Source organism: Enterobacter sp. E1, assembly GCF_016809815.1.
GTDB lineage: Bacteria > Pseudomonadota > Gammaproteobacteria > Enterobacterales > Enterobacteriaceae > Enterobacter > Enterobacter adelaidei.
Window position 1 is genome coordinate 826,413 of the sequence record NZ_JAFBJM010000001.1, and the last position, 16,300, is coordinate 842,712.

Annotated in this window: 14 protein-coding genes; 7 read left to right on the top strand and 7 right to left on the bottom strand. The window is 55.1% G+C overall.

The annotated features are described in order from the left end of the window. The first annotated feature begins 477 nt into the window (after positions 1-477). Positions 478-1,761, top strand: a complete 1,284-nt coding sequence (locus tag JGF26_RS04085) for a citrate synthase (protein WP_028019438.1) — start codon at positions 478-480, stop codon at positions 1,759-1,761. A gap of 98 nt (positions 1,762-1,859) precedes the next feature. Here the strand turns inward: JGF26_RS04085 and nei are convergent, their stop codons facing one another. From nei to JGF26_RS04120, 7 genes are all read right to left on the bottom strand, one after another. After that, positions 1,860-2,651, bottom strand: coding sequence for an endonuclease VIII (nei, locus tag JGF26_RS04090; protein ID WP_134707321.1), 792 nt, complete (start codon positions 2,649-2,651; stop codon positions 1,860-1,862). A gap of 18 nt (positions 2,652-2,669) precedes the next feature. Beyond that, positions 2,670-3,410, bottom strand: a complete 741-nt coding sequence (gene pxpA, locus JGF26_RS04095) for a 5-oxoprolinase subunit PxpA (protein WP_134707320.1) — start codon at positions 3,408-3,410, stop codon at positions 2,670-2,672. Beyond that, positions 3,397-4,329, bottom strand: coding sequence for a 5-oxoprolinase subunit PxpC (pxpC, locus tag JGF26_RS04100; protein ID WP_134707319.1), 933 nt, complete (start codon positions 4,327-4,329; stop codon positions 3,397-3,399). Before pxpC ends, pxpA begins: the two co-directional genes overlap by 14 nt. After that, entirely contained in the window at positions 4,323-4,979 is a 657-nt protein-coding gene (gene pxpB, locus JGF26_RS04105) for a 5-oxoprolinase subunit PxpB (protein WP_134707318.1), read from the bottom strand. The genes pxpC and pxpB overlap by 7 nt, the downstream gene beginning before the upstream one ends. Positions 4,980-4,993: 14 nt before the next feature. After that, a complete protein-coding gene (locus JGF26_RS04110) occupies positions 4,994-5,737 on the bottom strand; it encodes a type 2 GTP cyclohydrolase I (protein WP_028019443.1) in 744 nt (247 codons plus the stop codon). 10 nt (positions 5,738-5,747) lie between these two features. Beyond that, positions 5,748-7,160 (bottom strand): deoxyribodipyrimidine photo-lyase, encoded by a 1,413-nt coding sequence (gene phrB / locus JGF26_RS04115; protein ID WP_134707317.1) that lies wholly within the window; start codon positions 7,158-7,160, stop codon positions 5,748-5,750. A 604-nt stretch (positions 7,161-7,764) separates the two neighbouring features. After that, complete coding sequence (locus JGF26_RS04120) at positions 7,765-7,971, bottom strand: YbfA family protein (RefSeq protein ID WP_028019445.1); 207 nt, start codon at positions 7,969-7,971, stop codon at positions 7,765-7,767. 309 nt (positions 7,972-8,280) lie between these two features. On the opposite strand from JGF26_RS04120, the gene kdpF reads away from it, so the two are divergent. From kdpF to kdpE, 6 genes are read left to right on the top strand one after another with little or no spacing between them, the layout of a single operon-like run. Then, positions 8,281-8,370, top strand: coding sequence for a K(+)-transporting ATPase subunit F (gene kdpF / locus JGF26_RS04125; RefSeq protein WP_014069365.1), 90 nt, complete (start codon positions 8,281-8,283; stop codon positions 8,368-8,370). Continuing rightward, entirely contained in the window at positions 8,370-10,049 is a 1,680-nt protein-coding gene (gene kdpA / locus JGF26_RS04130; protein WP_134707316.1) for a potassium-transporting ATPase subunit KdpA, read from the top strand. Before kdpF ends, kdpA begins: the two co-directional genes overlap by 1 nt. 18 nt (positions 10,050-10,067) lie before the next feature. Further along, entirely contained in the window at positions 10,068-12,116 is a 2,049-nt protein-coding gene (gene kdpB / locus JGF26_RS04135) for a potassium-transporting ATPase subunit KdpB (protein WP_028019447.1), read from the top strand. Between the two features lie 12 nt (positions 12,117-12,128). Then, positions 12,129-12,704 (top strand): potassium-transporting ATPase subunit KdpC, encoded by a 576-nt coding sequence (gene kdpC, locus JGF26_RS04140; RefSeq protein ID WP_028019448.1) that lies wholly within the window; start codon positions 12,129-12,131, stop codon positions 12,702-12,704. Continuing rightward, positions 12,705-15,392: a two-component system sensor histidine kinase KdpD gene (gene kdpD / locus JGF26_RS04145; RefSeq protein WP_049005344.1), complete on the top strand. Its 2,688-nt coding sequence runs from the start codon at positions 12,705-12,707 to the stop codon at positions 15,390-15,392. After that, the gene (kdpE, locus tag JGF26_RS04150) at positions 15,389-16,066 is read left to right on the top strand and encodes a two-component system response regulator KdpE (protein ID WP_134707315.1); all 678 of its coding nucleotides are present in this window, start codon (positions 15,389-15,391) and stop codon (positions 16,064-16,066) included. Before kdpD ends, kdpE begins: the two co-directional genes overlap by 4 nt. Positions 16,067-16,300 lie beyond the last annotated feature (234 nt).

The following is a 16,300-nucleotide window of genomic DNA, read 5'->3' on the forward strand; positions in this document are numbered from 1 at the left end:
TATAGGCCGTTCACAAAATCATTACAATTAACCTACATACAGTTTGTCGGGTTTTCTCTGGAACAGTGATCAGGGTCACGATAACAACATCTTTTTAAATTTTAATCATCTGATTTGACAAATGTTAAACAATATTGTTACAAACGTCAGCAGAAAAGGCATATAATGCGCAAAAGTTATGAGGTCTCTCTTTCACCTGACAAATAGTTATGTAACAGTGTGATGGTATTGACCGAAGTTATCAGGACAGTTATTAGTGATATACAGGTTTGAATAATTCGGACTGCAAAAACGCTGATTTGCTGTTGTTTCACTGATATTTCATTCGTTTACCTGCAAGGCGCCATAGCTCTGTACCCTGGTTTGTCCTCGTGAGCTGAGCGGTAAGCCAAATAACAATCTGGTAACGGTGATTAACAGCTGAAAGCAAATCCGGTAAAGCGCAGTCTTAAGCATAAGGCGCTAAGGAGACCGTAAATGGCTGATACGAAGGCAACGCTCACCCTAAATGGTGACACTGCTATTGAACTGGATGTGCTAAAAGGCACGCTCGGTCAGGATGTTATTGATATCCGTACGCTGGGTTCTAAAGGAGTTTTCACCTTTGACCCTGGATTCACCTCTACCGCATCTTGCGAATCCAAAATCACCTACATTGACGGTGATGAAGGTATCCTGCTCCATCGCGGCTTCCCCATCGATCAATTAGCCACTGAATCCAACTACCTGGAAGTGTGCTACATCCTGCTGAACGGCGAAAAACCGACGCAGGCACAATACGATGAATTCAAAACCACCGTGACCCGTCACACCATGATCCATGAGCAGATTACTCGTCTGTTCCATGCTTTCCGTCGTGACTCTCACCCGATGGCGGTGATGTGCGGGATTACCGGTGCGCTGGCGGCGTTCTACCACGATTCTCTGGACGTGAATAACCCACGCCACCGTGATATCGCGGCGTTCCGTCTGCTGTCCAAAATGCCAACCATGGCAGCGATGTGCTACAAATACTCCATCGGTCAGCCGTTTGTGTATCCACGTAACGACCTCTCCTATGCCGGCAACTTCCTGCGCATGATGTTCTCCACGCCGTGCGAAGAGTACGAAGTGAACCCGGTTCTGGAACGCGCAATGGACCGTATTCTGATCCTGCACGCTGACCACGAACAGAACGCCTCTACCTCCACCGTACGTACCGCAGGCTCTTCAGGCGCGAACCCGTTCGCCTGTATCGCTGCGGGCATTGCCTCCCTGTGGGGACCGGCGCACGGCGGCGCGAACGAAGCAGCACTGAAGATGCTGGAAGAAATCAGCTCTGTTGAACACATTCCTGAGTTCGTGCGTCGCGCGAAAGACAAGAATGATTCCTTCCGCCTGATGGGCTTTGGTCACCGTGTTTACAAAAACTACGACCCACGCGCCACCGTGATGCGTGAGACCTGCCACGAAGTGCTGAAAGAGCTGGGCACCAAAGATGATCTGCTGGAAGTGGCGATGGAGCTGGAACACATCGCGCTGAACGACCCGTACTTCATCGAGAAGAAACTCTACCCGAACGTCGATTTCTACTCTGGCATTATTTTGAAAGCGATGGGCATTCCGTCTTCCATGTTCACCGTAATCTTCGCTATGGCACGTACCGTAGGCTGGATTGCGCACTGGAACGAAATGCACAGCGAAGGCATGAAAATCGCCCGTCCTCGTCAGCTGTATACCGGCTACGAGCAGCGTGATTTTAAGTCTGATCTGAAGCGCTAAAAGACGCTGGGTGTGGCCTGATGCCCTCACCTCGGCCCTCTCCCTGTGGAGAGGGTGAAAACCTTAAAAACGGTAACCCCTGGGTTACCGTTTTACTTTTATTTCTGGCAGTGCGGGCACCAGTAAAAAGGTCTTGAAGAAAGCATCATCCTGTCGATAATCCCGCCGCACCGCTCGCACTTTTTCCCCGCCCGGTGAAACACCTTGAACCGGAACAACGCCCCGTGATGCTTATTGTCATCCACCACGCCGCGCGTGTTGTACGACAGCCGCGGGATGTCCAGCAGCGCGTGGGACAGCGCCTCCAGCCGTTCATCGCTCAGCTGAGAGGCTTTATGCTGCGGCGCCAGCCCGACTTCCCAGAGGATTTCCACCCGCAGGTAGTTGCCAAGCCCGGCCAGAAACGCCTGGTCAAGGAACAGGCCAGAAAACTGCCGGTTACGGAATTTGGGCGATAACAGTCGGGCCTTCACATCGCTCGCCGTCAGACGCATATCCAGTACGTCCGGTCCCACTCGCTGTAGAAACGGGTGTGCGAGCAGTTGCTCCGGCGTTAACATTTCGATATCAGAGGCGCTATAGAGCAGGATCGCCTTATCGGCAGTTTGCAACCTGACGCGCAGCACGCGGGTAGTCTGCGGCTGTTCACCCGCCTCCACCACTCGCCAGACGCCGTAAAGCTGGTTATGGCTATATAACGTCAGGTTATGGGAAAAATGCGTGAGCAACGCTTTGCCGCGCGTTTCAATATGGGTTACCGTCTGCCCCACCAGCTGTGATTCAAACGGTTTCAGTTGAGGAAAAGCAAACCAGACCTCCGTCAGGGGTTTGCCCTTTATCGCCGCCTCGAGGCTATCCGCCGCGCGGCGGATCTCCGGGCCTTCTGGCATTTTTCTGTCCTTTCATGATTAGTCTGCGCTGACAAGGATGCCCTCCTCAGAGAACGCTACCCGCAAGCGGCGCGCGAACTGGAGCGCATGCTCGCCATCACCATGTAAACATACCGTATCAGCCTGAACGTGCGCCGATGTGCCATCCACGGCGGTGACCCGCCCGGCGCGCACCATCTCCAGCGTCTGGGCCAATGCTTTACCTTCGTCCGTTATCAGCGCACCGGCTTGCGTACGCGGTACAAGACTGCCGTCGGGTTGATAACCCCGGTCGGCAAAGACCTCCTGCCGCGTGGTTAACCCCAGACACTTGCCGGCGCGAATAAGCTCGCTACCCGCCAGTCCCACCAGAATAAGCTGTGAATTGCAGTCTCTTACCGCACGGGCAATTGCATCTGCCAGCGCCGGATCTTGTGCCGCCTGGTTATAGAGCATGCCGTGCGGCTTCACGTGGCGCAGCGCGCCCTTCTCGGCGCGAACCATCGCCTCCAGCGCGCCAATCTGGTAGAGCACCTGAGCGTAGACCGTCTCAGGTGGCAGGCTCATCGCGGTGCGACCAAAGTTCTCCCGGTCAGGGAAGCTCGGGTGAGCGCCAATCGCCACGCCATTTTTGATGGCTCGACGCACGCTTGCGAGCATGGTTTGCGCATCGCCCGCATGAAAGCCGCAGGCGATATTGACCGAAGAGACCAGTGTCATCAGCTCCGCGTCGGCACTCCCGCCCTCGCCCAGATCGGCGTTTAAATCAATCTTTGCCATCAAGCCCCCACGCCAGTTGTTCCAGATAACGCTGCTGATCCTGACGCGCTTTTAGCGCTTCCTCCAGCGAACATTGCACAAAATGAATCGGCTGCCCGAGAGGGATTTGTGCCAGATGGTAGCGATCGGCTTCAATAATGCAGGCAATTCGCGGGTATCCCCCCGTCGTCTGCGCATCGTTCATCAGTACTATGGGTTGACCGTTACCCGGTACCTGAATGACACCGGGCAATAAACCGTGGGAAAGCAATTCCCGGTCGGTGGTACGGGTCAGTGGTTGCCCCTGAAGACGATAGCCCATGCGGTTACTTTGCGGACTTATTTTCCACGGTGAACGCCAGAAAGACTCCTGAGAAACCTCATCAAACTCCTGATATTCCGGTCCGGGCAACGCGCGGATTTGATTTCCCCACAACAGCTGTTTTACGCCCAGCGTCGTAGAGAAATGGCGGGCTGAAGGTTTAATCGCAAGACGATCTCCGTCGCGCAACAAACGTCCTTCGTGACCACCGATACCCGCTTTTTGATCGGTACTGGAAGACCCCATGACCTCCGGTACATCAATGCCGCCCGCGACCGCAAGATAGCTCCGGACGCCGTGCAGAGGTCGTTTAAGCGTCAAACGCTGCCCGGCTTTCGCCCGCAGTCTCCAGCCCGTCCAGACGGCTTTGCCATCCAGCGTGGCGTCACACCCCGCTCCGGTTAAGGCAAACCATGTCTCCTGAGCAAACTCAATGACACATTGACCGAGCGTAATTTCAAGCGCAGCCGTATTGCCGGGGTTGCCCACCAGCACGTTAGCAATCTCCAGTGCAGGCCTGTCCAGCGCACCACAATAGCTGACGCCAGACTGGCGCAAACCAAAGCGGCCTGCATCCTGAACGGAGGTGTAAAGCCCGGCGCGAATAAGCGTTAACATACCCCCTCCTTCTGCGGGATAAAGCGAAGGGTATCGCCTGGACGCAAGAGAACCGGCGATTCCTGCCCGGGTTCAAATAACGGCGTGGACGTGTGTCCAATAAGCTGCCAGCCACCCGGTGATGCCAGTGGATAAATGCCGGTCTGCTCACCGCCAATCGCCACAGTACCTGCTGGCACACTCAGGCGAGGCTCGGCGCGACGCGGCGTATACAGCCTTGAAGAGAGTCCTCCCAGATACGGAAAGCCCGGTTGAAATCCTAAAAACCAGACAACGTAATCAACGGAGGCGTGCAGCTCAACGACCTGCTTTTCCGTTAAGCCGCAGTGTTCAGCCACCACAGAGAGATCGGGCCCCTTCGCACCACCATAAACGACCGGGATCTCAATCGTTCTGGAGTCAGGCTCCAGCGCCTCACTCTCTTCCCACCAGCGCTGCAAACGTTCGATGGCATCAAGGGCCAGCGTGTGCGGATTACGCAGTACCACGGTGATGTTATTCATACCTGGAATGGTTTCCACCACTTCAGGGATCTCGGCCAGACGCTGCGTCAGCCGCCAGATACGCTTTTGTGTGGCTAGCGTGATCGGGGGTTCAAGCTCCAGTACGACTGCGGTTTCCCCCAGAAGATAACAACGCGCTCGCTGCACTTAATCACCTCTCATCAGGCCGGGTTGGGGATATCAATAAAGGTCACATCCAGCTCGGTATTTTCCGTCAGCCATTCACTGAGGGCACGAATGCCACCGCGCTCAGTGGCATGGTGGCCTGCCGCGTAAAAGTGCAGACCCTGCTCACGAGCAGAGTGAACCGTCTGCTCTGAGACTTCGCCGGTGATGAACGCATCGACGCCGAAGCGGGCAGCGCTGTCGATAAAGCCCTGTCCGCCACCGGTACACCAGGCAACACGTTTAACCAGGTCCGGTCCGGTATCACCGCACCACAATGGGCGACGCCCCAGACGCGCTTCAATCCAGGAGGCCAGCTCCAGACCCGGAACCGGCATCGCCAGTTCGCCCCACGGCACCAGAGGTTCAATCTCACCCATCACGGTAATTCCCAGAAGCTGTGCGAGCTGGACGTTGTTTCCCAGTTCCGGGTGCGCATCCAGTGGCAGGTGATAGCCGTACAGGTTGATGTCATTTGCCAGCAGCGTTTTCAGGCGATTGCGCTTCATTCCGCGAATAATCGGCGATTCGTTTTTCCAGAAATAACCGTGATGGACAATCACCGCGTCTGCGTCCTGACGGACAGCCTCGTCCAGCAGCGCCTGGCTTGCCGTCACACCAGTGATAATTTTCTGTACCGTTTCACGTCCTTCAACCTGAAGCCCATTCGGGCCATAATCGCTGAAGGAGGCACTGTTCAGTTTTTCGTTAATCAGGCTTTCCAGTTCGCTATTTTTCATCATGACTCTCTTAAGCTTTACGGGCGGCTTCGTACGCCGCCAGCGTGGCGACGCGCGCCTGTTTATGGTCAACAATCGGACGAGGATAATCCAGCGTGACGCGCTGTTTATCCGCCCAGACCCACGGTTCGTGAATCGCTTTGGCGGGAACATCCTTCAGTTCAGGTACCCAGGCGCGAATAAACGCACCTTCAGCGTCAAATTTTTGCCCCTGGGTGGTTGGATTAAAAATCCGGAAATAGGGAGCCGCATCGGTGCCGGTAGAGGCCGCCCACTGCCAGCCACCGTTGTTCGCCGCCAGATCGCCATCGATCAACTGAGAGATAAAATAGCGCTCCCCGATACGCCAGTCGATAAGCAGATCTTTCACCAGGAAGCTGGCGGCGATCATCCGCAGACGGTTGTGCATCCACCCGGTTTCATTCAGTTGGCGCATCGCGGCATCAACAATTGGGTAGCCCGTTTCTCCCTTCTGCCAGGCCTGTAAAAGCGTCTCGCTATGCTGCCATTTTACGTTATCGGTCCAGGGAATGAATGGCCGATGCTTACATAAATCAGGGTGATACGTCATCAAATGGCGATAGAATTCGCGCCAGATAAGTTCGTTAAGCCAGACTGAGCCCGCTCCTCCGTCCAGCGCCTGAGGTTGTTCGGCCAGAAGGCGGTGCAAACACTGGCGCGGAGAAAGGACACCCAGCGCTAAACAGGCCGATAAACGGCTGGTTCCTTCAATAGCGGGAAAATCCCTGCGCGTGTCATATTCGCCCGCGCCCTGTTTGCAAAACTGGCGCAGTTTCGCGATAGCAGATTTCTCGTTTTCGGGGAACAGAAGTGCATTGAATGCCTGCTGGGGATAGTTAAATGTCAGCTCAGGCAGATCCGCTATCACGTCGCCCCGGACTGCAGGAGCGACCACGCACTCCGGCAGTGCCTCTTTAAGACGTTTAATAAAGGCATTTTTAAAGGGCGTAAACACTTTATACATTTCATGACCACCGGTCATGACGCTGCCCGGTGCCAGCATCACGCTGTCATCAAATCCCTGGCACTGAACATCCTTCAGGATTGACTCCAGCTGGCGATCTCGCTGACGTTCGTTCAGTTCGTACTGATAGTTATAAAAAAGATGTGTGACTTCGTTCTGCTGACAGATCTCCTGTACCGTCTGAAGCTGCGCGGCAAAGTCACTCACCTCTCTATAAATCAGGGGAATGCCTTTTTCGGCCAGCGAGTGCTGCAGATCGTTCAGCCAGGCACGGAGCAAGGCCGCCTGGCGGGGAGCCATATCATGCTGCCGCCACTGCTCGGGCGTGGCAATAAACAGAGCCAGTACGTTAGCGTCTTTGGCGCGACAGGCCGCCGCGAGTGCGATGTTGTCATGTACGCGCAGGTCCGCGCGAAACCAAACCAGATGGGTGGGCATAAAACTCCAGGCAAATATCCATTATGTCCGTAAGGCCATGCCACCAAAGAGAAAATGGTGCAGGCTTTTATGTACTTTGCCATGAAGTGTAGACGCGATGAAATAAAAAAGGCCGCCCGGGGCGGCCTTAACGCTACTTGTCCTGCGCTATCGTGGTTAAAGCAACAAACGCATCCGGTTCATCACTTTTTACAACGAGTACGCTGGCGACAATGAACGCGATGCATATACAGTGTTTCATTATGCGGTCCCTGCAGCTAACCGCTCCACCGTTCACCACCGGTGATAAGTCGGTGGACACAAGCTCTGTGTGGAGCCTGACTCACGGTTGTGGAAATACCTCTCCCGTGACCGGTGCCCATTTGCGAGATGGCGGAAAGGGACGCTGCATAGTAATCTCCACACGAACGAAGCGTAATCCAATAAAATGGTTTTTAAGAATATATTTATGATCTAAGCATTTGAATATTAGACTTGCAGAAGTATGCTTGGAAACCTCTGTGTGAGAGCTTGAAAACCACCCAACGGACCGCGAATCCCGAGGGACAAAAAAACCGCCACATTGCTGTTGGCGGTTTTTTTATTGCTGTGTGTAATCTTTGTATCAGTAGAAATCGCAGGTCGCTTTCTCTGCCTGGTCCATCCACACCGGCTTCTCGCTGGTTTTCGCCCAGACGCGGTGCAGATAGCTGTAAAAACGTGCACGATCTTTCCAGAACAGCATCACCGGCAGCGCCAGCACACCAGCCACTACGGCGAAAGTGCGACGCATGAAAACGATATGAGCCGGAAACTCTTTATAAAGATCCATATTTTTCTCCCCTATAGTTGGCCGGAAACGTCATCCGGAAAATTCAAAATCTGTGACCTGGCTAAAATAATATCGCTTTGTTTGTAATTTTACTACTCATCCGACCACTTATTTTTGTCCGTTTAGTGAAAATTTACACTCGCGCCGTAATTAAGTTACAAAAAAGTTAACAGTTTACTTATCAATAGTTAAATTGTGGGCTTTGTCATTTTTATACTTTTTTTACACCCGCCCTCCCCATTTTTGCGAAATCTTTGCGCCAGAAATCCTACCGTTAACACAACAACAAAAGTCACCCGGAGGTGGATTGTGAGTGCAGGTCTTATTGCCGGCATCGTGCTGGTGTTCCTGTTATTGGGTTATCTGGTCTATGCCCTGATTAATGCGGAGGCATTCTGATGGCTGCTCAGGCGTTTTTGCTTATTGCCAGCTTCTTAGTGGTATTGTTCGTTCTGGCAAGGCCACTGGGAACAGGACTGGCACGGCTGATCAACAACGTACCTTTGCCGGGCACGGGAAGCGTTGAAAAAGGGATCTGGCGTGTACTGGGAGTACGTGATCAGGAAATGAACTGGCGTCAATATCTGACAGCCATTCTGCTGCTGAATATCGTTGGCCTTATTACGCTTTTTGCCATGCTGATGTTGCAGGGTATTCTGCCGCTCAATCCGCAGCAGTTACCGGGTCTGTCCTGGCACCTTGCGTTGAACACGGCAGTCAGCTTTGTCACCAACACCAACTGGCAATCCTATGCCGGTGAAACCACGCTCAGCTACTTCAGCCAGATGGTCGGTTTAACCGTGCAGAACTTCCTCTCGGCCGCCACTGGTATAGCCGTTATCTTCGCGCTGACGCGCGCTTTTGCACGTCAAAAAATCAGTACGCTGGGAAATGCCTGGGTGGATCTGACGCGCATCACGCTGTGGATCCTGCTGCCCATTGCGCTGCTGATCGCGCTGTTCTTTATTCAGCAAGGCACCCTGCAAAACCTGCTGCCTTATGCATCTTATACCTCACTGGAAGGTGCAAAACAGCTCCTGCCGATGGGTCCGGTGGCATCACAGGAAGCCATCAAGATGCTCGGAACGAACGGCGGCGGCTTCTTTAACGCCAACTCGTCTCATCCGTTTGAAAACCCAACCGCCTTGACCAATTACGTGCAGATGCTGGCGATCTTCCTGATCCCTGCCGCACTCTGCTTTGCCTTTGGCGACGTGGTCAACGATCGCCGTCAGGGACGCACACTGCTGTGGACTATGTCGCTGATCTTCGTGGTCTGCGTTGCGCTGGTCATGTGGGCAGAATGGCAGGGTAATCCGCATTTCCTCTCACTGGGTGCTGATAGCGCGATCAACATGGAAGGTAAAGAGAGCCGCTTTGGCATTCTCGCCAGTAGCTTGTATGCCGTCGTCACCACGGCGGCATCCTGCGGGGCGGTAAATGCTATGCATGACTCCTTTACGGCACTGGGTGGCATGATCCCAATGTGGCTGATGCAGATTGGCGAAGTGGTGTTTGGTGGCGTGGGCTCAGGTCTTTACGGCATGCTGCTGTTTGTGCTGCTGGCGGTGTTTATTGCTGGTCTGATGATTGGCCGCACCCCGGAATACCTCGGTAAAAAAATCGACGTTCGCGAGATGAAATTAACCGCGCTGGCTATTCTGGTCACCCCTGCCCTCGTGCTGCTCGGCACCGCGCTGGCGCTGATGACCGAAGCCGGACGCAGCGGCATCTTTAACCCGGGTATCCATGGCTTCAGTGAAGTGCTGTATGCCGTCTCGTCTGCGGCTAACAACAACGGTAGCGCCTTTGCCGGCTTAAGCGCCAACTCGCCTTTCTGGAACTGCCTGCTGGCGTTCTGCATGTTCTTTGGTCGCTTTGGCGTCATTGTGCCGGTCATGGCCATTGCCGGATCGCTGGTGAGTAAAAAAATTCAACCGACCACCACTGGCACATTACCGACCCACGGCGCGCTGTTTATCGGCCTGTTGACAGGCACCGTGTTGCTGGTCGGCGCCCTGACCTTTATCCCCGCCCTCGCGTTAGGCCCGGTCGCGGAATTCCTCTCTTTACGCTGATTTTGCGGAGAAATTGTCATGAGTCGTAAACAACTGGCCCTGCTCGAACCGTCATTAGTTCGCCAGGCGCTTATGGATGCGGTGAAAAAGTTGAGTCCGCGCGTCCAGTGGCACAACCCGGTGATGTTTATTGTCTGGGCGGGCAGTGTTCTGACCACCGCCCTGGCGATTGCCATGGGAACGGGCCACATGCCGGGAAATACGATGTTTACCGGCGCCATCAGCCTGTGGCTGTGGTTTACCGTGCTGTTTGCCAACTTTGCAGAAGCACTGGCAGAAGGCCGGAGTAAAGCCCAGGCCAACAGCCTGAAAGGGGTAAAAAAGACTGCCTTCGCGCGCAAGTTGCGTGAACCGAAATACGGTGCGCAGATGGATCACGTTCCGGCGGATGAACTGCGTAAGGGCGATGTGGTACTGGTGGAAGCCGGCGACATTATTCCTTGTGATGGTGAAGTGATTGAAGGCGGCGCATCGGTGGATGAAAGCGCCATCACCGGTGAATCCGCGCCGGTTATCCGTGAGTCCGGCGGCGATTTCGCCTCCGTGACGGGCGGGACGCGCATTCTCTCCGACTGGCTGGTGATCCAGTGTAGCGTTAACCCGGGGGAAACGTTCCTCGACCGGATGATCGCCATGGTGGAAGGCGCGCAGCGTCGCAAAACACCTAACGAAATCGCACTGACCATTCTGCTCGTGGCTTTGACGATCGTCTTCCTGCTGGCAACCGCGACGCTGTGGCCATTCTCCGCCTACGGTGGCACTGCGGTGACCATTACCGTTCTGGTGGCGTTGCTGGTCTGCTTGATCCCAACCACGATTGGCGGCCTGTTGTCGGCTATCGGCGTGGCCGGGATGAGCCGTATGCTCGGTGCCAACGTCATCGCTACCAGTGGACGTGCCGTTGAAGCCGCCGGCGACGTGGATGTGTTGCTGCTGGATAAAACCGGGACCATCACCCTCGGCAACCGCCAGGCGTCAGATTTCTTACCCGCTCCAGGCGTGGATGAAAAAACGCTGGCAGATGCCGCGCAACTCTCTTCTCTTGCCGATGAAACGCCGGAAGGCCGCAGTATTGTGATTCTTGCTAAGCAGCGCTTTAACCTGCGCCAGCGCGACGTTCAGAGCCTGCATGCCACTTTCGTGCCCTTTACGGCGCAAACCCGCATGAGTGGGATTAACATTCAGGATCGCATGATCCGTAAAGGTTCCGTTGATGCGATTCGTCGCCACATTGAAGCCAACAACGGTCATTTCCCACCGGAAGTAGACAACCTGGTTGAGAGCGTTGCCCGTCAGGGTGCCACACCGCTGGTGGTGGCTGAGGGGGCTCATGTTCTGGGGGTGATTGCCCTGAAGGACATCGTCAAAGGCGGCATCAAAGAACGTTTTGCCCAGTTGCGTAAAATGGGGATCAAAACGGTGATGATCACCGGGGACAACCGTCTTACTGCCGCGGCGATTGCCGCCGAAGCGGGCGTCGATGATTTTCTTTCCGAAGCCACACCGGAAGCCAAACTGGCGTTGATCCGCCAGTATCAGGCGGAAGGTCGTCTGGTGGCGATGACCGGGGACGGTACCAACGATGCCCCTGCCCTGGCGCAGGCCGACGTGGCAGTGGCGATGAACTCCGGTACCCAGGCAGCCAAAGAGGCGGGCAACATGGTTGATCTCGACTCTAACCCGACCAAGCTGATTGAAGTGGTGCACATCGGCAAACAGATGCTAATGACGCGCGGTTCGCTAACCACGTTCAGTATCGCCAATGACGTGGCAAAGTATTTCGCCATTATTCCGGCCGCGTTTGCCGCGACCTATCCACAACTGAATGCACTTAATGTGATGCACCTGCACTCTCCGGCCTCGGCCATTCTGAGCGCAGTGATCTTTAACGCCCTGATTATTGTCTTCCTGATCCCGCTGGCGCTGAAAGGCGTGAGCTATAAACCACTCACTGCGGCCGCCATGCTGCGCCGCAACCTGTGGATTTACGGCCTGGGTGGACTTGTGGTGCCCTTCATCGGCATCAAGGTTATCGACTTGCTGTTGACGCTGTTCGGCCTGGTTTAAAAGGTGAATCAAATGACGATGTTACGCCCCGCTATACTTCTGTTTATTCTGCTGTCTCTGATTACTGGCGGGCTGTATCCGCTGGTGACCACCGCGCTGGGCCAGTGGTGGTTTAAGGATCAGGCCAATGGCTCGCTGATTATGCAAAACGGTGAAAACCGCGGTTCGCGCCTGATTGGACAGAACTTTACGGATGCCCGTTACTTCCAGGGACGCCCTTCCGCCACTGCTGAAAGCCCGTATAATCCAATGGCTTCCGGCGGCAGCAACCTGGCAGGCAGCAATCCGGAGCTGGACAAAGCCGTCGCTGAACGCGTGGCAGCCCTGCGCAGCGCCAATCCTCAGGCCAGCCGCGAGGTTCCCGTGGAACTGGTGACGGCCTCTGCCAGCGGGCTGGACTACAGCCTGACGCCAGCAGCAGTGGCATGGCAGATCCCGCGCGTCGCCGCCGCCCGTCAGTTGACCGTCGAGCAGGTCAGCCAGGTGGTTGCAGAGCACACGCAAAAGCCGTTGGTCAGCTTCATCGGCATGCCTGTGGTAAATATTGTTGAGCTGAATCTGGCGCTGGACGCGCTAAGGAAAAACTAAATGACCGACGAGCCCATGCGCCCGGATCCGGACAGGCTGCTAGAACAGACGGCTGAAGCCCATCGTGGCAAATTGAAAATCTTCTTCGGCGCCTGCGCGGGCGTCGGGAAAACCTTCGCCATGCTGACAGAAGCCCAGCGGCTTCGGGCGCAGGGGCTCGATATACTGATCGGCGTGGTAGAAACCCACGGACGTAAAGAGACGGCATCACTGCTGAAGGGGCTGGCCACGCAGCCGCCCCGACGCATCAGCCATCGTGGTCGGTTAGTCACCGAATTCGATCTCGATGCCGCCCTCGCCCGTCGTCCCGCGCTTATCCTGATGGACGAACTGGCGCACAGCAATGCGCCAGGCTCACGCCATCCAAAACGCTGGCAGGACGTTGAAGAGTTACTTGAAGCCGGTATTGACGTATTCACGACGGTTAACGTTCAGCATCTCGAAAGCCTGAACGACGTGGTGAGCGGCGTGACCGGCATTCAGGTGCGCGAGACGGTGCCTGACCCCTTCTTCGATTCCGCGGACGAGGTGGTGCTGGTCGACCTTCCGCCTGATGATTTGCGCCAGCGCCTGCACGAAGGCAAAGTCTATATCGCTGGCCAGGCCGAGCGCGCCATCGAACATTTCTTTCGCAAAGGCAACCTGATTGCCCTGCGCGAACTGGCTTTACGCCGAACCGCTGACCGTGTTGACGATCAGATGCGTGCCTGGCGTGATCTGCAAGGCCAGGAACGCGTCTGGCATACGCGGGATGCCATCCTCCTGTGTATTGGTCACGGCAGCGGCAATGAAAAACTTGTCCGCACCGCCGCTCGCCTTGCGGCCAAATTTGGCAGCGTCTGGCATGCGGTGTATGTCGAAACGCCGCAGCTACACGCGCTACCAGAAAACCAACGCCGGGCAATTCTGAGTTCGCTGCGTCTGGCTCAGGAGCTGGGCGCGGAAACGGCGACCCTTTCCGATCCTCAGGAAGATAAAGCTATTCTGCGCTACGCGCGCGAACATAACCTGGGGAAGATTGTGATTGGTCGTCGCCAGCACCGTCGCTGGTTTAGCCGCGAATCTTTTGCCGACAAACTGGCTCGCCGCGCGCCTGATTTGGATCTGGTGATCGTTGCACTGGATGACAAACCCACCCCCTTACCGACTCGCGCGCCAGACAGCCGCACCTTTAGCGATAAATGGCGCATTCAGCTTCGCGGTTGCTTTGTCGCCGTCGTGCTTTGCGCCCTGATTACCGTGATTGCCAGCCAGTGGCTGATTGCGTTTGATGCCGCCAACCTGGTGATGGTCTACCTCCTTGGCGTGGTGGTTGTGGCACTCTTTTACGGACGCTGGCCGTCGGTACTGGCGACGGTTATCAACGTTATCAGCTTCGATCTGTTCTTTATTGCCCCCCGCGGAACGCTTGCCGTTTCGGACGTACAGTACATACTCACCTTCGCCGTGATGCTCACCGTCGGGCTGGTGATCGGTAATCTGACGGCGGGCGTGCGCTATCAGGCGCGTATTGCCCGTTATCGCGAACAACGCACGCGTCATCTCTATGAGATGTCGAAATCGCTGGCGGTGGGTCGCACGCCGCTGGATATCGTGCAGACCAGCGAGCAGTTTATCCGCTCGACGTTTCATGCCAGCAACCTGATTTTACTCCCGGACGAACACGGCAAGCTGCGCCCACTGACGTCGGCCACAGGCATGACGCCCTGGGACGAAGCCATCGCGCGCTGGAGCTTTGACAAGGGGTTACCGGCGGGCGCGGGGACAGACACCCTGCCCGGCGTGCCTTATCAAATTTTGCCGCTGCGCAGTGCAGATAAAAACCAGGGGCTGGTTATCGTTGAGCCGTCAAATCTGCGTCAACTGATGATCCCTGAGCAGCAACGACTGCTGGAAACCTTTACGCTGCTGGTTGCCAGCGCACTGGAACGGCTGGCGCTGACTGCCAGCGAAGAACAGGCTCGTCTGGCAAGCGAGCGTGAGAGTATTCGTAACTCATTGCTTGCGGCGCTCTCTCACGATCTGCGGACCCCACTCACCGTCCTGTTTGGTCAGTCAGAAATCCTGACCCTGGATTTGGCGGCAGAAGGTTCTAAACATGCTCTTCAGGCCAGCGAGATCCGCCAGCATGTACTGAATACCACGCGTCTGGTGAATAATCTGCTTGATATGGCGCGTATTCAGTCAGGCGGATTTAACCTCAAAAAAGAGTGGCTCACGCTCGAAGAGGTAGTTGGCAGCGCGCTGAAAATGCTGGAGCCAGGCCTTGGCGGGCGTCATATTGCATTGAACATGCCCGAACCGCTTACCTTAATTCACGTTGATGGTCCGCTGTTTGAACGGGTGCTGATCAACCTGCTGGAAAATGCCGGTAAGTATGCAGGATCCAGCGCCCAGATTGGGGTCGATGCAACGGTGGAAGATCAGACGCTTCGCCTTGAAGTCTGGGATACCGGGCCAGGTATTCCTGCCGGACAAGAGCTGGCCATTTTCGAAAAATTCGCGCGTGGCAATAAGGAGTCGGCCATTCCGGGGGTTGGGCTGGGTCTGGCCATTTGCCAGGCGATTATTGATGTCCATGGCGGGACCATTTCCGCAGAGAACCGTCCGGATGGAGGCGCGCGTTTTTGTGTTACACTTCCTCTGGAAACCCCGCCGGAACTTAATGAATTACCAGAGGATTTGTGATCAAAGTTCTGATTGTTGAAGATGAGATCGCCATTAGTCGATTTCTGCGCGCTGCGCTGGAAGGAGATGGCCTGCGCGTTCATGATGCGGGTACGCTCCAACGGGGTTTAATTGAAGCCGCCACCCGCAAGCCGGACCTGGTGATCCTCGACCTTGGTCTGCCGGATGGTGACGGTATTGATTTTATCCGTGAAGTCCGCCAGTGGAGCCAGATGCCGATTCTCGTGCTTTCAGCACGTACTGAAGAGACGGATAAAATCGCGGCGCTGGACGCCGGAGCGGATGACTATCTGATTAAACCTTTCGGCATTGGCGAGCTACAGGCTCGCCTTCGCGTGGCGCTGCGTCGTCACAGCGCCACCACGCCCGCCGATCCCACATACACGTTTGGTGATATCCAGGTTGACCTTGCCGCCCGGCGCATTGTGCGTGGTGAGGAGGAGATCCATCTCACCCCAATAGAATTTCGACTGCTTGCCGTGTTGCTCAATAACCACGGGAAGGTGCTCACCCAACGCCAGCTACTGAGCCAGGTGTGGGGGCCAAATGCCGTGGAGCATAGTCACTATTTACGCATATATATGGGACACCTTCGTCAGAAACTCGAAGTCGACCCCGCTCGCCCTCGTCATTTATTAACTGAAACCGGTATCGGTTATCGGTTTATGCTTTGAATAACTATTCATTTTATTTATAAATAAAACTAAGCTCACTTATTAAATATTCGAAAAATAACCCGATGGTTATTTTTCCGTCTTATTTTTGCCCATTCAAAACATTAATAACACAACCCATTAACGCATAACCAACAAATCAGCATTTTGATCTGCGATATTCATCAAAAACGAATATTTATTTCTGATTTGATCGGTTAATGGTGATCTTCTTCACAGTTCATAGCCCTTTCC

Excerpts from the sequence above, each read along its gene's own strand:
- kdpB (WP_028019447.1), top strand. The coding sequence starts at position 10,068 with ATGAGTCGTAAACAACTGGCCCTGCTCGAACCGTCATTAGTTCGCCAG.
- nei (WP_134707321.1), bottom strand. The coding sequence starts at position 2,651 with ATGCCAGAAGGCCCGGAGATCCGCCGCGCGGCGGATAGCCTCGAGGCG.
- kdpC (WP_028019448.1), top strand. The coding sequence starts at position 12,129 with ATGACGATGTTACGCCCCGCTATACTTCTGTTTATTCTGCTGTCTCTG.
- JGF26_RS04085 (WP_028019438.1), top strand. The coding sequence starts at position 478 with ATGGCTGATACGAAGGCAACGCTCACCCTAAATGGTGACACTGCTATT.
- pxpC (WP_134707319.1), bottom strand. The coding sequence starts at position 4,329 with ATGTTAACGCTTATTCGCGCCGGGCTTTACACCTCCGTTCAGGATGCA.
- kdpD (WP_049005344.1), top strand. The coding sequence starts at position 12,705 with ATGACCGACGAGCCCATGCGCCCGGATCCGGACAGGCTGCTAGAACAG.
- kdpA (WP_134707316.1), top strand. The coding sequence starts at position 8,370 with ATGGCTGCTCAGGCGTTTTTGCTTATTGCCAGCTTCTTAGTGGTATTG.
- phrB (WP_134707317.1), bottom strand. The coding sequence starts at position 7,160 with ATGCCCACCCATCTGGTTTGGTTTCGCGCGGACCTGCGCGTACATGAC.
- pxpA (WP_134707320.1), bottom strand. The coding sequence starts at position 3,410 with ATGGCAAAGATTGATTTAAACGCCGATCTGGGCGAGGGCGGGAGTGCC.
- JGF26_RS04120 (WP_028019445.1), bottom strand. The coding sequence starts at position 7,971 with ATGGATCTTTATAAAGAGTTTCCGGCTCATATCGTTTTCATGCGTCGC.
- JGF26_RS04110 (WP_028019443.1), bottom strand. The coding sequence starts at position 5,737 with ATGAAAAATAGCGAACTGGAAAGCCTGATTAACGAAAAACTGAACAGT.